The following is a 20,783-nucleotide window of genomic DNA, read 5'->3' as shown; positions in this document are numbered from 1 at the left end:
AGCCGAGAGCGAGACCGACCATGAGTAGCGACACCGCCGCCGCCGGCCCGTCGCCGTCCGGCGTCATCCACGACATCGGCTACCGCACCTACTCCGGCGAGCGCGTGGGCCGCCTGGGCATCGTCCGCGCCCTGTACTGGCACAGCCTGCGCTCCGCCTGGGGCCTGGGCCGGGGTCCGCGCGCGAAGATCGTGCCCTTCATGGCCCTGGTCATCATGTGCCTGCCGGCCATCGCGAACGCCTTCTCGGTGTCCAAGACCGGCGTCCACGCGATCCGCTACGACGAGTACATGTACAGCTTCCAGCTCGTCCTGGTCCTCTACCTGGCGGCCGTGACCCCGGAGCTGATCTCCCGCGACATCCGCAACCGCACCCTGCCGCTGTACTTCTCCCGGCCGCTGCGCCGCACCGACTACCCGATCGCGAAAGTCAGTGCCCTGATCACCGCGATGCTGGTGCTCACCGCGGTCCCGGAGATCATGCTCTACGTCGGCACCATCGGCTCGCTGCACGGCGGCTCGGCCGTCTGGCGCGAGACCCGGGCCTTCATCCCCGGCCTGGAGCTGGCGCTGCTCTACTCGGTGGTGTTCAGCATCCTGGCCGCCGTCCTGTCCTGCTTCACCGGCCGCCGCGCCTTCGCCACCGGCGCCGTCGCGGTGTTCTTCTTCGGCACCTACGTCATCTCCTCGGCGATGGTCCGCCTCACCGGCTACCGCCCGCACTACGTCCACGACGGCGGCCCGGACGGCAGCGGCTACTTCGTGAAGCCGTCCTCCCCGGGCATGGGCCCGAAGATCTCCGGACTGCTGGACCCCGCGAACCTGCTCGAAGGCCTCAAGGAGTGGGTGGTCGGCAGCGCTACGAAGAACGCCGACGTCCCCTACCCGGGCAGTTTCGGCATCGTGTACCTGGCCGTGCTCGTCGTGCTGTGCGCGCTGGCCGCCTTCCTCCTGATTCGCCGCTACCAGAAGGCGAGCCTGCTGTGAGCATCGACGAAATCCCCGTGCAGCGCGAGGCCGAGCGGCCGCTGCCGGCGCCGAACGGCGGTCCGGCCGAGATCGTGCTGGACAACGTGACCCACTGGTACGGCAACGTGGTCGCGGTCAACGACATCACGATGACCATCGGCCCCGGCGTGACCGGCCTGCTCGGCCCGAACGGGGCCGGCAAGTCCACGCTGCTGCACCTGGTCTCCGGGTTCCTGGCGCCCTCGCGCGGCACGGTCTCGGTGGCCGGCCGGACCGCGTGGCACAACCCGGGCATCTACCAGGTGATCGGCCTGGTGCCCGAGCGCGACTCGGTCTACGCCTTCCTGACCGGCCGGCAGTTCGTCACCGCGACCGCCAAGCTGCACAAGCTGCCCGACGTGGCCGCCGCGGTGGCCCGCGCGCTGCACATGGTCGAGATGGACACCGAGGCCGCCGACCGCCGCATCGACACCTACTCCAAGGGCATGCGCCAGCGCATCAAGGTGGCCGCCGCGCTGGTCCACGAACCGCGGGTGCTGCTGCTGGACGAGCCGTTCAACGGTATGGACCCGCGCCAGCGCATGCACATGATGGACCTGCTGCACCGGCTCGGCGACGCCGGCCACACCATCGTGTTCTCCTCGCACATCCTGGAGGAGGTCGAGCGGCTGTCCGGCACGGTGCAGGTGATCGTCGCCGGCCGGCTGGCCGCCTCCGGCGACTACCGCACCATCCGCCGGCTGATGACCAGCCGCCCGCACGTGTTCCAGGTCGCCTCCAGCGACGACCGGACGCTGGCCTCGGCGCTGATCGGCCGGCAGTCGGTGAACGGCGTGGAGCTGAACCCCGCGGGCGGTCTGGAGGTGCGGGCCGGCGACTACGGCGCGTTCAGCCGGGAGCTGGCAGTCGTGGCGCGCGAGCAGGGCGTGCGGCTGCGTGCCGTGCTGCCCGCCGACGAGTCGCTGGAGTCCGTGTTCGCCTATCTCGTGGCGTCGTAAGGAGCTGACACCGATGTCGACCGTCTTCAATCCCACGATCGCCGCCATCACGCTGCGCGGCCTGCTGGGCCGGCGCCGCTCGCTGCTGATCGCCCTGCCCTCGCTGCTGCTGCTGGCCCTGACCATCGGGCTGCGCGCGGCCACCAACATCAACAGCTCGCACGACTTCGGCTGGCCCGGTGTGGTGCTCGGGCAGATCGGCCTGGTCACCCTGCTGCCGCTGACCGCGATGATCATCGGCACCTCGGTGCTGGGCACCGAGGTCGACGACTCCTCGATCCTGCACCTGCTGGCCACCCCGGTCAGCCGGGCCACGGTGATGTTCACCAAGTGGATCGTGGCCTGCGGCGCGACCCTGGTGTTCGCCGTGGTCCCGATCGCGATCGCCGCCTTCATCGCCACCTCCGGCTACGTCGACAACCCCGGCCCGCTGGACATGACGTTCACGCCGATCAAGGGCGACGCCTCCGAGGCGGTCGGCGTGATCGTCGCCGCCGCGGTCGGGGCCGTCGTCTACAGCGCGTTCTTCCTGTTCCTGTCGGTGGTGACCAAGCGCTCGGTGGCCGTGACCCTGATCTACATCCTGGTCTGGGAGAGCCTGCTCACCCGGTTCGTCAGCGGTCTGCGACTGCTGTCCATCGGCCAGTACGAACTCGGGATCGCCGACGGCGTCGGGCATCTGCCGAACCTGAACTCCAACCTGACGGTGAGCACGTCGGTGCTGATGTCGGTGGTGTTCACCGTCGTGGCGCTGGGCTACGGAACGCGGCGGCTGCAGTCGTTCCGGGTATCCGGCGAAGCGGCGTGATGCCCGGGATCGCAAAGGAATCTGCAAACTCCTGACCGGTCCGCAGTGAGAGCACGCATTCGGGAATAGGCTCCGCGCATGGAGAGCGTGCGTCGCGAGCCTGTTCCCGTCCTGCGTCGCCTGGTGCACCACTACCACGGCTTCCAGCTTCCGGACGCGGCCGACCGGGCGCGCCTGGAGATCCCCTCCGGCGCCGTCACGCTCCTCATCGCCTTCGCCGAGCCGATCCGCATCGGCCTGGCTTCCGAAGGCGAATCCCGTGTCTACCAAAGGGGTTCGTTCCTGTCGGCCGGTCGGGCCGTGGCGGCCGTCGGCCGCCACCGCGGCCGCATCCACGGCATGGAAGTCACCCTCAACCACACCGGCGCGCACCACATCCTCGGTCTGCGGATGGCCGAACTGTCCGACGGTTTCCCCACGCTGGGCGAAGTGCTGGGCCGACAGGGCGATCTGCTGGTCGAACAGTTGGCGGCCCTGCCGACCTGGGAGGCGCGGTTCGCCCGGCTCGACGAGTATCTGACCCGGCGCGCCGCCGATTCCCCGGTCCTGCCGGCCTGGCAGGTGCGGCGAGCGACCCGGCTGGTGGCCGCCGGCTGGCCGCTGCGCGACATCCAGCGAGACGTCGGCTGGGGCGATCGGCATCTGCGCGCGCGGTTCCTGGAACAGGTCGGCATGTCGCCGAAGGCGATGGCGCGTGTGCTGCGATTACAGACCGCGCTGCGAGCGCACTTAGCCGGCCGCAGCTGGGCCCAGGCCGCGGTCCTGGCGCGCTACCACGACCAGGCGCACCTCGCGCACGACGTCAAAGCGATCACCGGGTTGACGCCGGGGCGGTTGGCGGAGCTGCGGCGCGGAGCTCCACCGGGCTCCGCGCTCGACCGGCTTCCCGGACGGGTGACCAGCGTGTTGCTGGGCTGACCGCCGCCACTGCGCGCCGGCCGTGTCCACCCCGGCCGGCACTGGCGCGGCCTCGGCAACACCGATCCGAACCGAACCCGTCGGAAAACCCCTCCGTCTCTTCCCAACCGCCCCGGCCACCCACGCCGCGGCGGTACCGAGGCCGCCCAGCCCGGCCGGCCCCGGTACCGTCCCCCCGCACCGGAGGCCGGCGTGGTCCTCAGGTTGGCCGGTGGCGGGCGGCTGCGTCTTGTAGAAATCGGAGACGGCCTGCTCAACCATTCCAACCGATCCGCGGCGCGCGGCATTGAGTACTGATGAGTCGGGACGACAGATCGGAATGGGAAGGGAGGGGCCGATGAGAGATGAGGACGAGTTCCGGGAGTTCGCCGCGAGCCGCCAGAAGCAGTTGCTGCGCACCGCGTATCTGTTGTGTGGGGACTGGCACGGCGCGGAGGATCTGGTGCAGACCACCTTCGGACAGCTGTACCGGACGTGGCGCCGCTTCAGACGCGTCGAGCACCCGGACGCTTACGCCAAGCAGGCTCTGTACCGCTGCTATCTGACCTCCAAGCGGAAGAAGCGCTTCGCGACGGTCCCCATCGATTCGGTGGCCGAGCCCGCGGCGCCGGTTGCGCAGACCTCCGACGAGCGTGCCGGTGCGCTGGTGGCGGCGCTCGCCGGACTGCCGGAACGGGCCCGGGCCGTGGTGGTGCTGCGGTTCTGGGAGGACTACTCGGTCGCGCAGACCGCCGAAGCCCTCGGGATATCTCAGGGCACGGTGAAGAGCCAGACCTCGCGGGCCCTGGGGATGCTGCGGGTCCGGATCGCCGAAACGCTCAGCGACATCCGCCGAGACTGACGAAGGAGGAATCATGACGGAGTACGAAGCCGAGAATGTCAGAACACTGTTCCAGGACGCGGACCTGGACGACGTTCCCACCACACGCGACCTGATCGGCCCGGCGGTGGCCTGGGGGAGCGGCCGGCGGCGCCGCGACCGGTGGACCGCCCTGGGCGTGACCGGTGCGGTGGCCGCGGTGGCCGTCGCCGGGGTCGTGGCGCTGCGGCCCGGGGGCGAGGGCGGGTCGAAAGCGGTCGGGCCGGGCGTGTCCGTGCAGAATCAGAGCACTGCGAAGCCGAGTCCGGTGAAGCCCATCGCGCCGGCGCTGATCGCCACGCGTCAGCAGGAACTGCTGGACTCCCTGCGGCCGTATCTTCCGGCAGGGGATCGGATCACCTGCCAGAGCATGAACCAGATGAACGGATTCTGCCAGCTGCTGACCTTCACCAGCCCGACCGGCACCAGCACAGCGCAGTGGAATGCCTACAACCAGTTCTACGAAGACGGTCCGGCGGACACGAAGTACGAACACGAACACACAGCGACCGCCGCGATCCCGCTGGTGTCCGGGACGATCGACGCACCTGGCGGGAACATCCGGATCCAGTCGACCGACGCGGAGGCACAGATCAACGTCTCCGAAAAGCAATCGCTGACCGATCCGGCCGCGCTGACCTTCCACACGGCGCAGTATGTGTTCACGCCGACAGGCGCCACCGATCCGGCCAAGTCGGTCGTCCTGGAGCAGACCGAGCTGGTCAGGGAGATGCCCTGGAAGGGCAAGCCGCAGGTCGCCGACGCCCATGGGCTCTGGGGCTTCAACCCGACCGGTCCGGTGCTCAGCCCGGAGCAGTTCGCGAAGCTGGTGACCGCGCCGATCTTCCCATCCGTCTTCCAGCAGTTGGCGGCGCTGCAAGCTCAGGCGGACCGGCAAGGGATCCAGCAGCAGTCCTCCTCGTCGCACTGAAACCTGCCGCAGCCAGACTCGCCGCACTGAACCCGCCGCGCTGAGAGTCGACAAGCGCGGGCCGGAATGCGACTCCGACCCGCGCTTTCCCCTTGCCCGGCAACGGCAATCACGGCTTGCGCAGCCGCACCCGCTCCACCCGGTGATCAGCGCCCTTACGCAGCACCAGCCGCGCCCGGCCGCGCGTCGGCAGGATGTTGTCCATCAGGTTCCGCTCGTTGATCGACGTCCAGATCTCCGCGGCCAGACCGCGCGCGGCGTCGTCGGACAGCGAGGCGAACCGGTGGAAGTACGACTGCGGGTCGCTGAAGGCGGTGGAGCGTAGGGCCAGGAACCGGTCGGTGTACCAGCGCTTCAGATCCGAGCGCCGGGCGTCGAGGTAGATCGAGAAGTCCAGGAAGTCCGAAACCGCCAGCGAGGTCCGGCCGTCGGCGCGGGTGCGGGCCGGCTGCAACAGGTTCAGGCCCTCGACCAGCAGGATGTCCGGCCGCTTCACCTCCACCCGCTCGTCCTTGACGATGTCGTAGACCAGGTGCGAGTACACCGGCGCCTGGACCGCTTCCTGTCCGGACTTCACCGCCGACAGGAAGCGCAGGAACGCGCGTTGGTCATAGGACTCCGGGAAGCCCTTGCGGCCCATCAGTCCTTGCCGTTCCAGCTCCGCGTTCGGATACAGGAAGCCGTCGGTAGTGATAAGGCCCACTTCCGGATGGTCCGGGCTGCCCGCCAGCAGTTCGCGCAGCGTGCGGGAGAACGTGGACTTGCCGACCGACACGGAGCCGGCGATACCGATCACGAACGGCGGCGCGGTCTGCGGCGTCCACTGTCCCTGCCGGTCCGCGCCGCCGGACCTGGCGCCGGCGGCGAAGGCGGCGATCGTGCCGCGCAGTTGCGAGGTGGCCCGGACATACATGCTCAGCAGCTGCGTCAGCGGCAGGTAGACGTCGCGCACCTCTTCGACATCGGTGACGTCCAACAGACCGCGGAGCCGGTCGATGTCGGGCTCGGTCAGCAGCAGCGGAGTCCGGTCGCGCAGGGCGGCCCACTCCTCGCGGCTGAACTCCAGGAAGGGGCTGGGAGCAGACGGGGCGGCATTGGTCACCCGGCCAAGCCTACCGACCGGTAGCGGCGAGGATTCGCGGCCCGATTGGTCTGTACCAATCCAGGTCACCGGGTATACCACTATGCTCTGGACCCATGTGCGGAATCGTGGGTTACGTCGGCTCCCAGCAAGCCCTGGGCATCGTCATAGAGGGTCTGCGCCGGATGGAGTACCGGGGCTACGACTCGGCGGGCATCGCCGTGGTCGACCGGTCCGGGGCCGACGCCCGCCTGGCCGGGGCCAAGAAGGCCGGGAAACTGGCGAACCTGGAGAAGGAACTCGACGTCCGGCCGCTGCCGGCGTCGACCACGGGCCTGGGCCACACCCGCTGGGCCACCCACGGCGGACCCACCGACGCCAACGCCCACCCGCACTTCAGCGAGAGCGCCGGGGTCTACACCGACCTCACCGGCAAGGTGGCCGTCATCCACAACGGCATCATCGAGAACTTCGCCCGGCTCAAGGCCGAGCTGGCCGCCGAGAACGTGACGTTCCTGTCCGAGACCGACACCGAGGTGGTCGCGCACCTGCTGGCCCGGGACTTCGCCGAGGCCGGCGACGGCGACCTGGGCGCCGCGATGCGCCGGGTGGTGAACCGGCTGCAGGGCGCGTTCACCCTGGTCGCGGTGCACGCCGACGCCCCGGACGTGGTGGTCGGCGCCCGCCGCAACTCCCCGCTGGTGATCGGCGTCGGGCAGGGCGAGGCGTTCCTGGCCTCCGACGTCTCGGCGTTCATCGCGCACACCCGCGAGGCCATCGAGATGGGCCAGGACCAGGTCGCCGAGATCTTCCGGGACGGCTCGGTGCGGATCACCACCTTCGACGGCCAGGTCGTCGAGGGCAAGCGGTTCCACGTCTCCTGGGACGCCTCGGCCGCCGAGAAGGGCGGCTACGACTGGTTCATGCAGAAGGAGATCGCCGAGCAGCCGCAGGCGGTCGCCGACACCCTGCTGGGCCGGGTGAACGGCCAGGGCAGGCTGAAGCTGGACGAGATGCGGCTGTCCGAGGACGAGCTGCGCGCCATCACCAAGATCATCGTGGTCGCCTGCGGGACCGCCTACCACGCCGGCCTGATCGCCAAGTACGCCATCGAGCACTGGACCCGGGTCCCGGTCGAGGTCGAGCTGGCCAGCGAGTTCCGCTACCGGGACCCGATCCTGACCAAGGACACGCTGGTGATAGCGATCTCGCAGTCCGGCGAGACCATGGACACCCTGATGGCCATCCGGCACGCCCGCGAGCAGCACTCCCGGGTCCTGGCGATCTGCAACACCAACGGCTCCACCATCCCGCGCGAGTCCGACGCCGTGGTCTACACCCACGGCGGCCCGGAGATCGGCGTGGCCTCCACCAAGGCGTTCCTGACCCAGCTCACCGCCTGCTACCTGGTCGGGCTGTACCTGGCGCAGGTGCGCGGGGTGAAGTTCAACGACGAGGTCGAAGAGGTCCTGACCCAGCTGTCGGACTCCCCGGCGGCGATCGCCGAGACGCTGAACCGGATGGAGCCGATCCGCAAGCTCGCCCGCTCCATGGTCGGCGCCCGCACGGTGCTTTTCCTGGGCCGGCACGTCGGCTACCCGATGGCGCTGGAGGGCGCGCTCAAGCTCAAGGAGCTGGCCTACATCCACGCCGAGGGCTTCGCCGCCGGCGAGCTCAAGCACGGGCCGATCGCGCTGATCGAGCAGGACCTGCCGGTGGTGGTCGTGGTGCCCTCGCCCAAGCGGCCGCTGCTGCACGACAAGATCGTCTCCAACATCCAGGAGATCCGGGCCCGCGGCGCCAAGACCATCGTCATCGCCGAGGACGGCGACGACGTGGTGGCCCCCTACGCGGACTTCCTGTTCCACGTCCCGGAGCTGCCGATCCTGCTGCAGCCGCTGGTGGCGACCGTCCCGCTCCAGGTGTTCGCCGCGGAGTTGGCCGACGCCCTGGGCTACGACGTCGACCAGCCGCGTAACCTGGCGAAGTCGGTCACGGTGGAGTAGGTCGGGTAAGGAAGCGCATGATCCTGGGTGTGGGTATCGACGTGGTGGACGTCGAACGGTTCGCGGCGTCGTTGGCCCGCACCCCGGCTCTGCGGGAGAAGCTGTTCACGCCCGCGGAACGGGAGCGCGGCACGGCCTCGCTGGCCGCGCGGTTCGCGGCGAAGGAGGCGCTGGCCAAGTCGCTCGGCGCCCCGCGCGGACTGCGCTGGCACGACGGCGAGGTGGTGACGCTGCCGGACGGCCGCCCGGAGCTGCGGGTGACCGGGACGGTCGCGGCGCTCGCCGAGGAGCGGGGGATCCGGGTGTTCCACGTGTCGCTGTCGCACGATGCCGGGATCGCTTCGGCGGTGGTGATCGCTGAGGGGTGATTTCTTCCCCCGCGGCGGTCAGCCCCGGAGCGGTCAGCCCCGCGGCAGTGCCCGCCGCTGGCGGCGCCGCTGCATGAACCGCGGCAGCCGCCGCACCCGCACGTTCGCGTGCTCCGCCCGGCCGCTGAGGACCAGCCGGATCGCGTCGGGCGTGGCCGGCCCGAGATCGGGCTGCCCGAGGTTGGCGTGCCGGGTGGTCAAGCCCGAGGTGTCCAGCGTCGTCCCGGACGGGACGACGAACCGCAGGTTGCCGTGCCGCACGTCCAACACCACCTCGACCTCGCGCACCCCGCTGAACACCGCCTCGGTGAAGTCGAGCAGGACGTTGCCGTGCCGCACCGCGATGTTCAGCCGCCGCGGCACCAGCCAGGCGCCGCGCTTGTGCGTGTTGCCGTGCGAGATGTCGATGTTCTGCGAGGCCTCCGCCTCGGTCCGGCGCGCCGGGTGCGCCTGCTGCGACGACGCCGGCAGATCCTTGATCAGCACATCCAGCTCGCCGAAGGTCCGGGCGCTCATCGCCGCCTCGATGCGCTGGTCGAGCTCGTCCCCGTCGATGCGCCCGTCCCCGGCGGCCACCCGCAGCTGGTCGACGACAAGGTCGCGGTCTTCATGCGAGGCGCGCAACTCGGCCCGCGACAGTTCCTCCCCTGACATGCCGGAGATCCTAGCGGGCAGGTCGCGGTGAGCCCACCACAGTTGGCGCACTGCCCCTGGACACGCCAGGGTGGAAGCATGCTGACGGCGCACTCGGTCGACCAGGTCCGGCACGCGGAGGCGGCGCTGATGGCGCGCCTGCCCGACGGCGAGCTGATGCAGCGCGCGGTCGCGGGCCTGACCTCGGAGTGCGTGCGGCTGCTGGGCCGCGTGTACGGGGCGCGGGTGCTCGTGGTCGCCGGGAGCGGGGACAACGGGGGCGACGCGCTCTACGCCGCCGCACGCTTGGCCCGGCGCGGCGCCGTGGTCGAGGCGGTGCTGCTCGACGAGGCGCGGGCGCACGCCGGGGGCCTGGCGGCGCTGCGGGCCGCCGGTGGGCGGGTCAGCGCGGCCGGACAGTGGCGCTTCGCTGGTACCGGCGCAGATACTGGCGCAGGTGCTGACCTGGTGCTGGACGGCGTGGTCGGGATCGGGGGACACGGCGGGTTGCGGCCCGCCGCGGCCGAGGTGTTCGAGCAGATCCCCGCCGATGCGGTCGTCGTCGCGGTCGACCTCCCCAGCGGTATCGACGCCGACACCGGCGAGGTCTCCGGCGCTGCGGTCCACGCCGACGTCACCGTCACCTTCGGCACCTACAAGCCCGGCCTGCTCATCTCCCCGGGTGCCGAACACGTCGGCGACCTCCGCTTCGTCGACATCGGCCTGGCCCCCTACCTCGAAGGCGCCCCGGTCCTGGAAGCGCTCGAGCCCGCCGACGTCGAAGCGCTCCTGCCCAGGCCCTCCGCCGAGAGCAACAAATACCGGCGCGGCGTCGTCGGCATCGCGGCCGGCTCCCCGCGCTACCCCGGCGCCGCTGTCCTGGCGACCGGTTCGGCCCTGCGCAGCGGGGTGGGCGCCGTCCGCTTCATCGGCGAACCCGAGGTCTGCGACGGTGTCCTGGCCCGCTACCCCGAGGTGCTGATCGGCGACGGCCGCGTCCAGGCCTGGGTCGTCGGCCCCGGCATCGGCCCGGACCGCGCCGACCGCGTCGCCACGGCGCTCGCCGCCGACGTCCCGGTCCTCGTCGACGCCGACGGTCTCGCCGCGATCAAGCCGCTCGACCGCCCGCATCCGACGCTGCTCACCCCTCACGCGGGCGAGGCGTCCCGGCTTCTCGGCGAGCCCTGGACGGTCCAGGAGATCGAGGCCCACCGGCTGGCCGCCGTCCGCGAACTCGCCGACCGCTTCGGCTGCGCCGTGCTGCTGAAGGGCTCGACCACCCTCATCGCCGATCCCGGCCGCGCCACCGTCCGCGTCAACCGGACCGGCGTCCCGGCCTTGGCCACCGCCGGTTCCGGTGACGTCCTGTCGGGCCTGGCAGGCGGCCTCCTGGCGGCCGGCCTGCATCCGCTCGACGCCGCGAGCGCCGCCGCCTACCTCCACGGCCGAGCCGCGCTCGACGTCCTTCGCGCCCACCCCGGGCGCCAGCTCATCGCCGGCGACCTCGTCGACGCCCTGACAGCGGCTCCTCCTGCGGAACCCGCCGCCGAGTCTCACTGAGGCGCGCGTACCGTCCGGAAGCTCCGCGACACCAGGCACACCAACGCCAGCGCCTCCACCGATCCGCTGAGCACGAACGCCGTCGACACCCCGACCAGGCCCGCCGCGACGCCCATCAGCCCCATCGTCAGCGGCACGATACCCAGCGAGATCAGGGTCGTGACGCTCCCCACGCGGCCCCGGAACGCGTCGTCGCACTCGGTCTGCATCACCACGGTCGCCGGGACCCCCATGGCGCTCGACAGCACGCCGACCGCCCCGGTCGCCGCCACCGCATACGCCAACCCCGGCGCCAGCCCCATGGCCGCCCCCGCCATGCCCTGTATCACCCCGGCCACGACGAGCCAGGTCCCCAGCCCGCCGGGTATCCGCACCTTGCCCATCACCACCGCGCCGACCGCTGCCCCGACGCCGAAGCCGGTCAGCAGCAGGCCCATACCCGGCGCACCCCAGCCCCGCCGCGTCGCCAGCAGTGCGGCGCCCACGTTCAGCGGCCCGACCATGCCGATGTTCGTCAGCGCCAGCCAGAGGACGTAGGGGCCCAGCACCGGGTGGTGCGTTATGTAGCGGAGCCCTGCCACGAAGCTTCGCCCGAAGGGTTCTTTGCGCGCGGCGGATTTTGCCGCAGCGGCAGCAGCAGCGTCCGTGGCAGTGCTCGTACCCGCTTCCGCGCGGGACCGCAGGCCCACCAGGCTCGCCACCGACACCACGAAGCTCACCGCGTCCACCATCAGCGCCGCCCCGAGCCCCGCCGAGGCCGCGACCAGGCCGCCCAGCGGTGCCCCGACGGTCAGCGCCAGCCGCCCGGACAACGTCCACAGCACCGCTCCGCCCGAGTACTGATGCGGCTCCAGCAGGCGCGGCCGTAGGGCCACCGACGCCGGCAGGAACAGCGCGTCCACGATCCCGAACACCACCGCCACGACAGCGAGCAGCCCCAGCCCCGGCAGGCGCGTCACCAGCGCGGCCGCCGCCAGGCAGACCACGGCGCGCAGGGCGTCGCTGCCGATCATCAGCTTCCGGGCGTCGAAGCGGTCGACGATCACGCCGCCGAACAGGACCAACAACAGGCGCGGTATGGACGAGACGGACAGGACCACCCCCGCAGCCGCCGGCGAGGCCGCGCGCACTGCGGCGTAGGCGAGCGCGACGTACCAGAACTGATCCCCGAGCGCGCTCATCGTGGCGCCACCGAGCAGGCGCAGGTACTGCGGGTTTCGCATAGCGGGGATCTGGCGGGGGAGCGCGGCCCGGTTCGCTATAGCAGTCATGGCCTCAGGCCTTCTCAGGGAACGCGTGGAGGAACAGGAACACCCGCTCGCGGCCATCGGCAGGCTGCTCGTCGGGCCGGATCGACGGATCCCGCCGCCCGACCTCCGCCCACTTCCGCATCACCACGTTCAGCTCCTCGCTGAGCCCGCGCAGCTCCTCCGGAGTCAGGCGCAGGTGCGAGTTCGTCGTCGTCGCGGCCCCCTGCCACTGCGGCGACCACTCCGTCTTCCGAGTGTCATACGCCTCCAACCGCTCGAACTGGTCCCGCACCGTCTGCGCGAAGGCGGTGTCGGCCACCGCCTTCCCCTCCGGCGTCTGGAAGTCGGCCGCCGACCAGCTGAACGACTCCTGCGGCACCCGCCACCACCGCTCCCGCCGATCCCGCGCCAGCTCCGGCGCCTCCTCGATGAAGCCGCGCTTGCCCAGCTCCCGCAGGTGGTAGCTGACCTGGCCCGGATCCGCGCCGTCCAGGTGCGCGGCCAGGATGGTGGTCGTGGAGGGGCCGAGCTGCGTGAGGAGCCGGTAGAGGCGCTGGCGCAGGGGGTGGGACAGGCCTTTGAGGACTTCGGGGTCCGTGATGCGGCGAGGTTCGGTCACACGGCTGACTCTAATTGCAGAAGGAATCTTCTGCAAGGTTTCTTCTGCAACTAGGGTGAACACTCGGTGCACGGTCGGCGACCCGGGCCGATCGCGGACTGGATCAGGGTTAGTATTCGGCCATGAACGCCAGGTGGGGGCGGGTGCTTTCGGCTGTCGCGGCCATCGCGGCGGCGGCAGCGGTCATCGCGGGGTGCACCAGCACCGCCGCACCGGACGCGATATCGCAATCGACGTCTTCTGCCCGGCCGACCGGAACCGCCGGGCCCGAGACGCCGACCTCGACGGCTGCTCCCGCGCAACCCGCCGGGTGATCGGCTTCCGACCCCGCGCCGCGATCCACGGCCTCCAGAGCCTCGACGGCCTCGACGGCCGCGCTGGCGCCGCCGACCACCGTCGTCCGCACCGTCGCGGCCCCGGCGCCGAGCACGAGTCCGGCAGCGCCGCCGACACCCGCCTGTACCGCCGCGGACCTCGCCCTCAACGGGACGAACGAGGTCCGGTCCCAGGACGGGACCTCGCCCTCAACGGGACGAACGAGGTCCGGTCCCAGGACGGCAAAGTCGGCGACTGGGACACCCAGTTCATTCTGCGCGACGCGAGCGCGTCCAGCTGCCGGCTCGACGGCTGGCCCGGCCTTGCCTTCTTCGGCGAGGACACGATCATCCTGTGCCCACCACCCGGCGTGGCGGGCTCTTCCTGCTCGACTCCCGACCACACGACACCGCAACCGATCTCGGTCACCCGGGCACCCGGCGATCCGCGCGAAATCATCCTGGCGCCGGGCGGACTGACTCTGTTCGCCGTGCTGTGGACGCTCGCGGCGAACGCCGACTTCTGCGAGAGCGGCATGGTGTTTTCCGGTCCCTACGGCGTCCACATCCTGATTCCCGGCGATCCCGAGCCGCTGACCCACTTGTTCGGCAGCACCGACCGCATCGTGCCCTGCGGGCAGCAGGTCCAGGTCACCGCCTTCGGCGCGGCCGGGTAGCGGCGAGCCGCCAACCCGACCTCGCCGTCGCGGGGGTCCACCGCCTCAGGGCTGCTGCTTCCAGATGAACAGCATCTCCCCAAGGCTGCGATACCCGATCGACCCGTAAAGCCGCTCCTGGTCGGCCCCGGCAGGCGACAGCCACACGCAGTCCAGCCCCACCTTCTCCAGCAGATGCCGGGACAAGGCCGCCGTCACCGCCGCACCCGCGCCCCGCCGCCGGAACGCCGGCCGCGTCGCGATCCCGCCGACCTCCGTCGTCCCGGCGATCGCCGAGCCACAGGTTCCGCCGGCCATCGGCACGCCCGCCGAAGCGCTGCCCGCCGCGCCGCGCGCCAGCACCGCGAACTTGCCCGCCTCCATCGCCCCGCGCAGTCCGGCCACGTCGTCCGTGAAGTCCGCGTCATCCTGCGGCTCGTCCGAATCCCCGAACGCCTCGCGCTGCGCCAACGCCACCCCGCGCAGCTCCTCGTCCGTCGCCGAGCCGTCCAGCACCACGGCCTCGATGCCGTCCAGCGCCGCCGGGCCGACCAGCTCGGCCGCCGTCACCAGCATGAACGGCAGCCGCTGCTGCACCTCGAACCCGGCCGCCAGCAGCGCCTCCTGGACCCCCGGCGCACCGCCCGGGGCGAACTCCAGGCGCGGCGTGCGGTCCCGCTTCGCGAAGGCGGCGACCAGCGCGTCGATGTCCGCCGGCGTGACCGTCGCCCCGGCCTCGGGCACCGCGTAGTTCAGGAACGGGTTGGCGTTGCCGGCGTCGAAGCCGATGTGGAACGGGCCACACGCCTCGTTGACGGCCCGGCCGCGCGCGTTGCCGTGCAGGTAGCCGTTGACCTTCGCTTCCAGCGAATCCAAAATCGAGAACCCCCACCTTTGAGCAGGGCTGCTTCGCCCCGGACGCGGCCGACGGGGACCTGGCGTCACCGTCAACACCGCGACAGCCTGGCAGACTACCGTCGATGACAGATCCGACCGCCACCGATTTACCGCCCGGCGCCCCGCTGCGCGCCGAGGCGCGGATCGACCTGGACGCGATCCGCGCCAACACCCGGCGCGTGGGCCAGATCGTCGCCGAGTCCGGCGCCGGGGTGATGGCGGTCGTGAAGGCCGACGCCTACGGCCACGGAGCCGTGCCCTGCGCCCGCGCGGCCAAGCAGGCCGGGGCGGCGTGGCTGGGCACCGCACTGCCGGAAGAGGCGCTGGAGTTGCGCGCGGCCGGGCTGACCGGGCCGATCCTGGCCTGGCTGCACCCGGCCGGCGGGCCCTGGGACGAGCTGATCGCCCGGGAGATCGACGTCACCGCCTACGCCCCCTGGGTCCTGGACGAGATCACCGCCGCCTCGCTGCGGGTCGGCGTTCCGGCGCGGGTGCAGCTCAAGGCCGACACGGGCCTGGGCCGCGGCGGCACCCAGCCGCACGACTGGCTGGAGCTGGTCGAGCTGGCCGCGAAGGCCGAGGCCGCCGGGCAGGTCCGCATCACCGGCGTCTGGTCGCACTTCGCCTGCGCCGACGAGCCCGGCCACCCCTCCATCCGGTCCCAGCTCGACGTCTTCCACCGGGCGCTCGCCGTCGCCGACCACGCCGGCCTGCACCCCGAGGTCCGGCACATCGCGAACAGCCCGGCCCTGCTGAGCCTGCCGGAGGCGCACTTCGACCTGGTCCGCGCGGGTCTGGCGCTCTACGGCCTCTCGCCGCTGCCGGACACCACCAGCGCGGACTTCGGCCTGCGGCCGGCGATGACGCTGGCGGCCCGGGTGGCGCTGGTCAAGAACGCCCCGGCGAACCACGGCGTGTCCTACGGGCACATCTACCACACCGCCCGCGCCACGACCCTGGCCCTGGTCCCGCTCGGCTACGCCGACGGCCTGCCCCGCAACTCCTCCAACGTCGGCGAGGTGCTGATCGGCGGGCGGCGGCACCGGGTGGCCGGGCGGATGGCGATGGACCAGTTCGTCGTCGACCTGGACGACCCGGCCGCCATCGCCGACGTGCGGGTCGGCGACGAAGTCGTGGTCTTCGGCCCCGGTGACCGGGGCGAGCCGACCGCCGAGGACTGGGCCCGGGCCACCGGCACGTTGAATTATGAGATCGTCACGCGGATCGGTCCGCGTGTCCCACGGGTCTACGTCGGGAATCCGTGACGTAAGGGGCCGCCGGTGTTCCACCTGAGCGGCGGTCGAGTGGAAGGGGCGTCATGGCAGTCAGCACCGCTAAGAAGGCGGGCATCGCCGGGGCCGCGGTCGGCGTGATCGCCGCCGGGGCGGCCGCCGGGTTCGCCATCGAGCGCGCCACCATCGGCCGCGCCGTCCGCCGGCTGGCCGAACCCCGCCGCCTGGCCGAGCCTTACGGCACCTTGCGCGGCAGGCCCCTGACGGTCCGCGCCGACGACGGCGTCGGTCTCTATGTCGAGGTCGACGGCCCGCAGCTGTTCTCCGGCGGCGCCGGCTGGGCCCGCCGCCGGGCCGCCGGCGCTGTGACGACCGACCCGACCCTGGTCTTCTGCCACGGCTACGCCCTGCACCAGGACACCTGGCACTACCAGCGCGCGGAGTTCGCGGCCACCAACCGCTGCGTGTTCTGGGACCAGCGCGGCCACGGCCGCTCCGAGCGCGGCGCCCCGGCCTCGCACACCATCGACCAGATAGGGCGGGACCTGCACGCCGTCCTGGAAGCGGTGTGCCCTGACGGCGACGTGGTCCTGGTCGGGCACTCCATGGGCGGGATGGGGATCCTGGCGCTGGCAGCGGAGCACCCCGAGCTGTTCGGCGGCCCGGAGGGCGCCGAACACGCGCGGGTGCGGGGCGTGGTGCTGTGCTCCACGACCGAGGGGCACTGGAGCGAGATGACGCTGGGCCTGCCGGCCCGGGCCGCCCAGCTGTTCCAGCGCACGGCCCCCGGCGTGCTGGCGCTGCTCGGCCGCGGCCACACCCTGGTCGACCGCACCCGCCGGGCCGGCACCGACCTGGCCCAGCTGCTCACCCGCCGCTACGCCTTCGCCTCCGACGTGCCGCCGGCGCTGGTCCGCTTCACCGACGAGATGCTGTCCAGCACCCCGATGGACGTCATCGCCGACTTCTTCCCGACCTTCGCCGGGCACGACAAGTCCGCCGCGCTGCCGGCCCTGGCCCGGGTACCGGTGGAGATCATCGTCGGCGACCACGACCTGCTCACCCCGGCCTTCCACAGCGAGCGGATCGCCGCCGACATCGACGCCGCCGCCGGGCACCCGGGCCAGGCCGGGCTGGAGATCGTCGCGGCCGGCGGCCACGTCCTGCCGCTGGAGCACCCCGACGCCGTCGACAGCGCGATCCGCCGGGTCCTGGCCCGGGCGCAGGCACCAAGCCATTAGGGCTAATCACGGTGCGAACCATGCGATGACCGCACAGTCTGGGAGCTGTGCAGACAGCGGAGGCTCCCGGTTCGGCTGAGACTGCGGAGTTCGACGACGTCTGGGTCGTCATCCCCGTCTACAACGAGGGTTCGGTGATCGCCGACGTCGTCGCGGGCGTGCTGCCGACCTTCCGGAACGTGGTGTGCGTGGACGACGGCTCGCGCGACGACTCGGCCGACCAGATCTCCCACACGGCCGCGCACCTGGTCAGCCATCCGGTGAACCTGGGCCAGGGCGCCGCGTTGCAGACCGGCCTGGAGTACGCGCTGCTCCAGCCCGGCTCGGAGTACTTCGTCACCTTCGACGCAGACGGCCAGCACCGGGTCGAGGACGCCGCCGAGCTGGTCCGGGCGGTCCGCGACGGCGGCGCCGACGTGGCCCTGGGCTCCCGCTTCCTGAGCGGCACCGTGCACGTCCCGTGGCTCAAGCGCGCGCTGCTGAAGACCGTCGCCGCCGTCAGCCCCGCGGCCCGCCGCCTGGAGCTCACCGACGCGCACAACGGCCTGCGGGTCCTGAACCGGCCCGCGGCCTCCCAGCTCAAGATCACCATGAACGGGATGGCGCACGCCTCGGAGATCGTCGACTACCTGGCGCGCTCCGGGCTGGAGGTCACCGAGGTCCCGGTGACCGTGCTCTACACCGACTACTCCAAGGCCAAGGGCCAGTCCCTGATCAACGGCGTCAACATCCTGTTCGACCTCTCGCTGCGGTCGCGGAGGACGCCATGATCATCCAGGCCATCCTGCTGGTGATCGCGGCGGTCTTCCTGCTGCTGTTCATCCGGAACTGGTACTCGGTGCAGACCAGGGCCCTGAAGCGGCTGGCGTTCCTGGTCTTCATCGCCCTGATGGTGGTGGCGATCCTGCGGCCCAACTGGGTGAACTCGGTGGCCCACAAGGTCGGCGTCGGCCGCGGTACCGACCTGGTGCTCTACGCGCTGGCCGTGGCCTTCGTCTTCGTCTCGGTGAACACCTACTTCCGGCTCAAGACGCAGGAGTCGCGGTTCACCGAGCTGGCCCGGGTGATCGCGGTGCGGGACGCGACCGAGATGAACGCCAAGCGGCTGGGACGGCCCGCGGTTCATGACGCGCTGGCGCGGGAGGCCTCGGTTCCGGAGGCTTCGGGGCGCGAAGTTCCGGTTCGAGAGGCTTCGGCACTGGAGGTCCCGGGGCATGAGGTGCCGGCGCACGAGGTTCCGGCCCACGAGGCGGCGGCGGCCGAGACCCCGGTTCGGGAGGCGCGACCATGACCGACGGCACCGGGCTGACCGCCGGCGACAAGGTCCTGATCACCGGCGGCGCCGGCTTCATCGGCTCCACGGTCGCCTCGGCCTGCCTGGACGCCGGCCTGGTCCCGGTGATCCTGGACAACCTGTCCACCGGCCGCCGCGAGTTCACCGAGGGCCGGATCTTCTACGAGGGCGACATCGCCGACGCCGCGCTGCTGGACCTGGTCTTCGCCGAGCACCCGGACCTGGCCGCCACCGTGCACTGCGCCGCGCTGACCATCGTCCCGGAGTCGGTCGCCAACCCGATCCGGTACTACCGGGAGAACGTCACCAAGACCTTGGAGCTGATCGAGGGCCTGGTCCGCAACGATTGCCGGCGGCTGGTGTTCTCCTCTTCCGCCTCGGTCTACGCCGCCGGGTCCGCCGGCGAGGTCGACGAGAACGCGCCGCTCGCCCCGGCGAGCCCCTACGCGCGCACCAAGGCGGTCACCGAGTGGGTGCTGGAGGACGTGGCGCGGGCCGGCGACGTGCGGGCCATCGCGCTGCGCTACTTCAACCCGATCGGCGCCGACCCGGAGTTCCGCACCGGGAACCCGAACCCGGAGCCGCCGCACGTCCTGGGCAAGATGATCACCGCCTACCAGAGCGACGAGCCGTTCCACATCACCGGCGTGGACTGGCCGACCCGCGACGGGAGCGCGATCCGCGACTACATCCACGTGTGGGACCTGGCCGAGGCGCACGTCGCGGCGTTGCACAGCTTCGACGCGATCGTGGCGCGGCACGCAGTCCCGGGGACGCAGCACAGCGCGGTGCCGTATGAGGTGATCAACCTCGGCACCGGAGACGGCACCACGGTCCGCGAACTCGCCGACGCCTTCCAGGACGTGGTGCCCGGCGGCCTGGAGGTCCGGGACGCCCCGCGCCGTCCCGGAGACGTCATCGGCGCCTACACCGGCACTGCCAAGGCGCGCCAGCTGCTGGGCTGGGCGCCGCGGTACTCGGTCGCCGAGGGCATTCGGGACGCGCTGGCGTGGGCCCGGGTCCGGGCCGGTATGCCCGCGCCGACGCGGCAGCGCATTGCGGCTGACGCGCGTTCCTCGGCCCGTTCCTCGGCTCGGTCTTCGGCTCGGTCTTCGGCCCGGTCCGCTGCCCGGTCCGCTGCTCGGCCTGCTGCTCGCTCTGCCGGAGCCAAGGCAGTCGCGGCCGTAGACGTCCTGATGCCCTACTACGGCGACGTCGGCATGATGCAGGAAGCGGTGCGCAGCGTTCTGGCCCAGCGCGACCCGCACTGGCGGCTGACCGTGGTCGACGACGGCACCGAACCCGGCGTCCCCGAGTGGTTCGCCGGCCTGATCGCCGAACACGGCCCTGACAAGATCGCCTACGAGCGCAACGAAACCAACCTCGGCATAACCGGCAACTTCCAGAAATGCCTGAGCCTGGTCACCCAACCGCTGGTCACCATGATCGGCAGCGACGACCGCATGCTGCCGGACTACATCGGCACCGTCCGGGCCCTGATGCGCGACTACCCGCGGGTCGCCCTCGCCCAGCCCGGCGTGGAGGTCATCGACGAGAACGGCGAGGTCGTCGAACCCTGGGTCGACAAGGTCAAGCGCCGCGTCTACGCCCCGCGCTTCCGGGGCGCACTGGTGCTCGGCGGCGAGTCCCTGGCCGTCAGCCTCCTACGCGGCAACTGGATGTACTTCCCGGCCATCTGCTGGCGCGCCGACGTCATCACCGAGGTCGGATTCAACCCGAACCTGCGGGTGGTCCAGGACCTGGCGCTCACTCTGGAGTGGGTGCGCGCCGGGGCACAGATCGTGGTCAGCGACACGGTGTGCTTCCAGTACCGGCGGCACGCCGTCAGCGTCTCCAGCGAGCGCGCCTACAGCGGCGCACGCTTCGCCGAGGAGCGCGACTTCTTCCTCGACGAGGCCGTGAGGATGGACGGGCTGGGCTGGCGGCACGCGGCGCGCGCGGCGCGGATGCATCTGTCATCGCGCCTGCACGCGGCGACGTTGCTGCCGGGGGCGCTGCGGCGGGGGAGCCGCAATGGGGTCCGGACCTTGGCCGCCTACGCTTTCGGGCCGACTCGGCGCGGCGCCGGCGGTTCGGCTGCCGATTCGGGTTCGGCGGGCTCCGGGCCGGGTTCGGGGTCGGGTTCGGGG

The 20,783-nt window shown here is 71.6% G+C and carries 20 protein-coding genes and 1 pseudogene; 16 read left to right on the top strand and 5 right to left on the bottom strand.

Annotation, left to right across the window (positions count from 1 at the left end):
- The 6 genes from KGQ19_RS37795 to KGQ19_RS37770 all read left to right on the top strand — a co-directional run.
- Positions 1-986: ABC transporter permease (locus KGQ19_RS37795; protein ID WP_212018390.1), on the top strand; the 986-nt coding region annotated here is incomplete at its 5' end.
- A 17-nt stretch (positions 987-1,003) separates the two neighbouring features.
- Positions 1,004-1,966 (top strand): ABC transporter ATP-binding protein, encoded by a 963-nt coding sequence (locus tag KGQ19_RS37790; protein WP_413562973.1) that lies wholly within the window; start codon positions 1,004-1,006, stop codon positions 1,964-1,966.
- A gap of 13 nt (positions 1,967-1,979) precedes the next feature.
- On the top strand, positions 1,980-2,774 hold the full coding sequence (locus tag KGQ19_RS37785) for an ABC transporter permease subunit (RefSeq protein ID WP_212018386.1): 795 nt from the start codon (positions 1,980-1,982) through the stop codon (positions 2,772-2,774).
- 78 nt (positions 2,775-2,852) lie between these two features.
- Positions 2,853-3,692 (top strand): helix-turn-helix domain-containing protein, encoded by an 840-nt coding sequence (locus KGQ19_RS37780; RefSeq protein ID WP_212018384.1) that lies wholly within the window; start codon positions 2,853-2,855, stop codon positions 3,690-3,692.
- 337 nt (positions 3,693-4,029) lie between these two features.
- On the top strand, positions 4,030-4,533 hold the full coding sequence (locus tag KGQ19_RS37775) for a SigE family RNA polymerase sigma factor (RefSeq protein ID WP_212018382.1): 504 nt from the start codon (positions 4,030-4,032) through the stop codon (positions 4,531-4,533).
- Between the two features lie 13 nt (positions 4,534-4,546).
- Positions 4,547-5,482 carry a hypothetical protein gene (locus KGQ19_RS37770; RefSeq protein ID WP_212018380.1) on the top strand — a complete coding sequence of 312 codons (936 nt, stop codon included), beginning with the start codon at positions 4,547-4,549 and terminating at the stop codon, positions 5,480-5,482.
- A gap of 109 nt (positions 5,483-5,591) precedes the next feature.
- Here KGQ19_RS37770 and coaA read toward each other — a convergent pair whose 3' ends face one another.
- Positions 5,592-6,584 (bottom strand): type I pantothenate kinase, encoded by a 993-nt coding sequence (gene coaA, locus KGQ19_RS37765; RefSeq protein WP_212018378.1) that lies wholly within the window; start codon positions 6,582-6,584, stop codon positions 5,592-5,594.
- 95 nt (positions 6,585-6,679) lie between these two features.
- Between coaA and glmS the strand changes: the two genes are divergently transcribed.
- Both glmS and KGQ19_RS37755 read left to right on the top strand, forming a co-directional pair.
- Positions 6,680-8,569 (top strand): glutamine--fructose-6-phosphate transaminase (isomerizing), encoded by a 1,890-nt coding sequence (gene glmS / locus KGQ19_RS37760; protein ID WP_212018376.1) that lies wholly within the window; start codon positions 6,680-6,682, stop codon positions 8,567-8,569.
- Between the two features lie 17 nt (positions 8,570-8,586).
- On the top strand, positions 8,587-8,937 hold the full coding sequence (locus KGQ19_RS37755; RefSeq protein ID WP_212018374.1) for a holo-ACP synthase: 351 nt from the start codon (positions 8,587-8,589) through the stop codon (positions 8,935-8,937).
- A gap of 33 nt (positions 8,938-8,970) precedes the next feature.
- Here the strand turns inward: KGQ19_RS37755 and KGQ19_RS37750 are convergent, their stop codons facing one another.
- Positions 8,971-9,591 carry a DUF1707 SHOCT-like domain-containing protein gene (locus KGQ19_RS37750; RefSeq protein WP_212018372.1) on the bottom strand — a complete coding sequence of 207 codons (621 nt, stop codon included), beginning with the start codon at positions 9,589-9,591 and terminating at the stop codon, positions 8,971-8,973.
- A 78-nt stretch (positions 9,592-9,669) separates the two neighbouring features.
- Here KGQ19_RS37750 and KGQ19_RS37745 point away from each other — a divergent pair, with 78 nt between their 5' ends.
- On the top strand, positions 9,670-11,130 hold the full coding sequence (locus KGQ19_RS37745; RefSeq protein ID WP_212018370.1) for an NAD(P)H-hydrate dehydratase: 1,461 nt from the start codon (positions 9,670-9,672) through the stop codon (positions 11,128-11,130).
- Here the strand turns inward: KGQ19_RS37745 and KGQ19_RS37740 are convergent.
- Positions 11,124-12,401 carry an MFS transporter gene (locus KGQ19_RS37740; protein ID WP_212018368.1) on the bottom strand — a complete coding sequence of 426 codons (1,278 nt, stop codon included), beginning with the start codon at positions 12,399-12,401 and terminating at the stop codon, positions 11,124-11,126. The genes KGQ19_RS37745 and KGQ19_RS37740 overlap by 7 nt on opposite strands.
- A 4-nt stretch (positions 12,402-12,405) precedes the next feature.
- The gene (locus KGQ19_RS37735) at positions 12,406-12,999 is read right to left on the bottom strand and encodes a winged helix-turn-helix domain-containing protein (RefSeq protein WP_212018366.1); all 594 of its coding nucleotides are present in this window, start codon (positions 12,997-12,999) and stop codon (positions 12,406-12,408) included.
- A 193-nt stretch (positions 13,000-13,192) separates the two neighbouring features.
- On the opposite strand from KGQ19_RS37735, the gene KGQ19_RS37730 reads away from it, so the two are divergent.
- Positions 13,193-13,990: a DUF4232 domain-containing protein gene (locus KGQ19_RS37730; protein ID WP_212018364.1), complete on the top strand. Its 798-nt coding sequence runs from the start codon at positions 13,193-13,195 to the stop codon at positions 13,988-13,990.
- Positions 13,991-14,035: 45 nt separating this feature from the next.
- Here the strand turns inward: KGQ19_RS37730 and KGQ19_RS37725 are convergent, their stop codons facing one another.
- Entirely contained in the window at positions 14,036-14,845 is an 810-nt protein-coding gene (locus KGQ19_RS37725; protein ID WP_212018362.1) for a GNAT family N-acetyltransferase, read from the bottom strand.
- Positions 14,846-14,949: 104 nt separating this feature from the next.
- Here KGQ19_RS37725 and alr point away from each other — a divergent pair, with 104 nt between their 5' ends.
- The 6 genes and pseudogenes from alr to KGQ19_RS53520 form a co-directional block, all read left to right on the top strand.
- Positions 14,950-16,131, top strand: a complete 1,182-nt coding sequence (gene alr / locus KGQ19_RS37720) for an alanine racemase (protein ID WP_212018360.1) — start codon at positions 14,950-14,952, stop codon at positions 16,129-16,131.
- Positions 16,132-16,184: 53 nt separating this feature from the next.
- Positions 16,185-17,339: an alpha/beta fold hydrolase gene (locus KGQ19_RS37715; RefSeq protein ID WP_212018358.1), complete on the top strand. Its 1,155-nt coding sequence runs from the start codon at positions 16,185-16,187 to the stop codon at positions 17,337-17,339.
- 47 nt (positions 17,340-17,386) lie between these two features.
- On the top strand, positions 17,387-18,109 hold the full coding sequence (locus tag KGQ19_RS37710; RefSeq protein WP_212018356.1) for a glycosyltransferase family 2 protein: 723 nt from the start codon (positions 17,387-17,389) through the stop codon (positions 18,107-18,109).
- Positions 18,106-18,630 carry a DUF2304 domain-containing protein gene (locus KGQ19_RS51400; RefSeq protein ID WP_268908116.1) on the top strand — a complete coding sequence of 175 codons (525 nt, stop codon included), beginning with the start codon at positions 18,106-18,108 and terminating at the stop codon, positions 18,628-18,630. Before KGQ19_RS37710 ends, KGQ19_RS51400 begins: the two co-directional genes overlap by 4 nt.
- A pseudogene (galE, locus tag KGQ19_RS53525) lies at positions 18,627-19,658 on the top strand (UDP-glucose 4-epimerase GalE); the annotation flags it as partial. The gene KGQ19_RS51400 and the pseudogene galE, both read left to right, overlap by 4 nt.
- Before the next feature lie 6 nt (positions 19,659-19,664).
- Positions 19,665-20,783 (top strand): glycosyltransferase family 2 protein (locus KGQ19_RS53520; protein WP_438801896.1); only part of this gene is annotated, 1,119 nt, incomplete at its 3' end.

Origin of the sequence: Catenulispora pinistramenti (genome assembly GCF_018274385.1) — a bacterium.
Lineage (GTDB): Bacteria > Actinomycetota > Actinomycetes > Streptomycetales > Catenulisporaceae > Catenulispora > Catenulispora pinistramenti.
The sequence above is the reverse complement of the archived record's forward strand: the minus strand, read 5'-3'. Positions and strand labels throughout refer to the sequence as shown.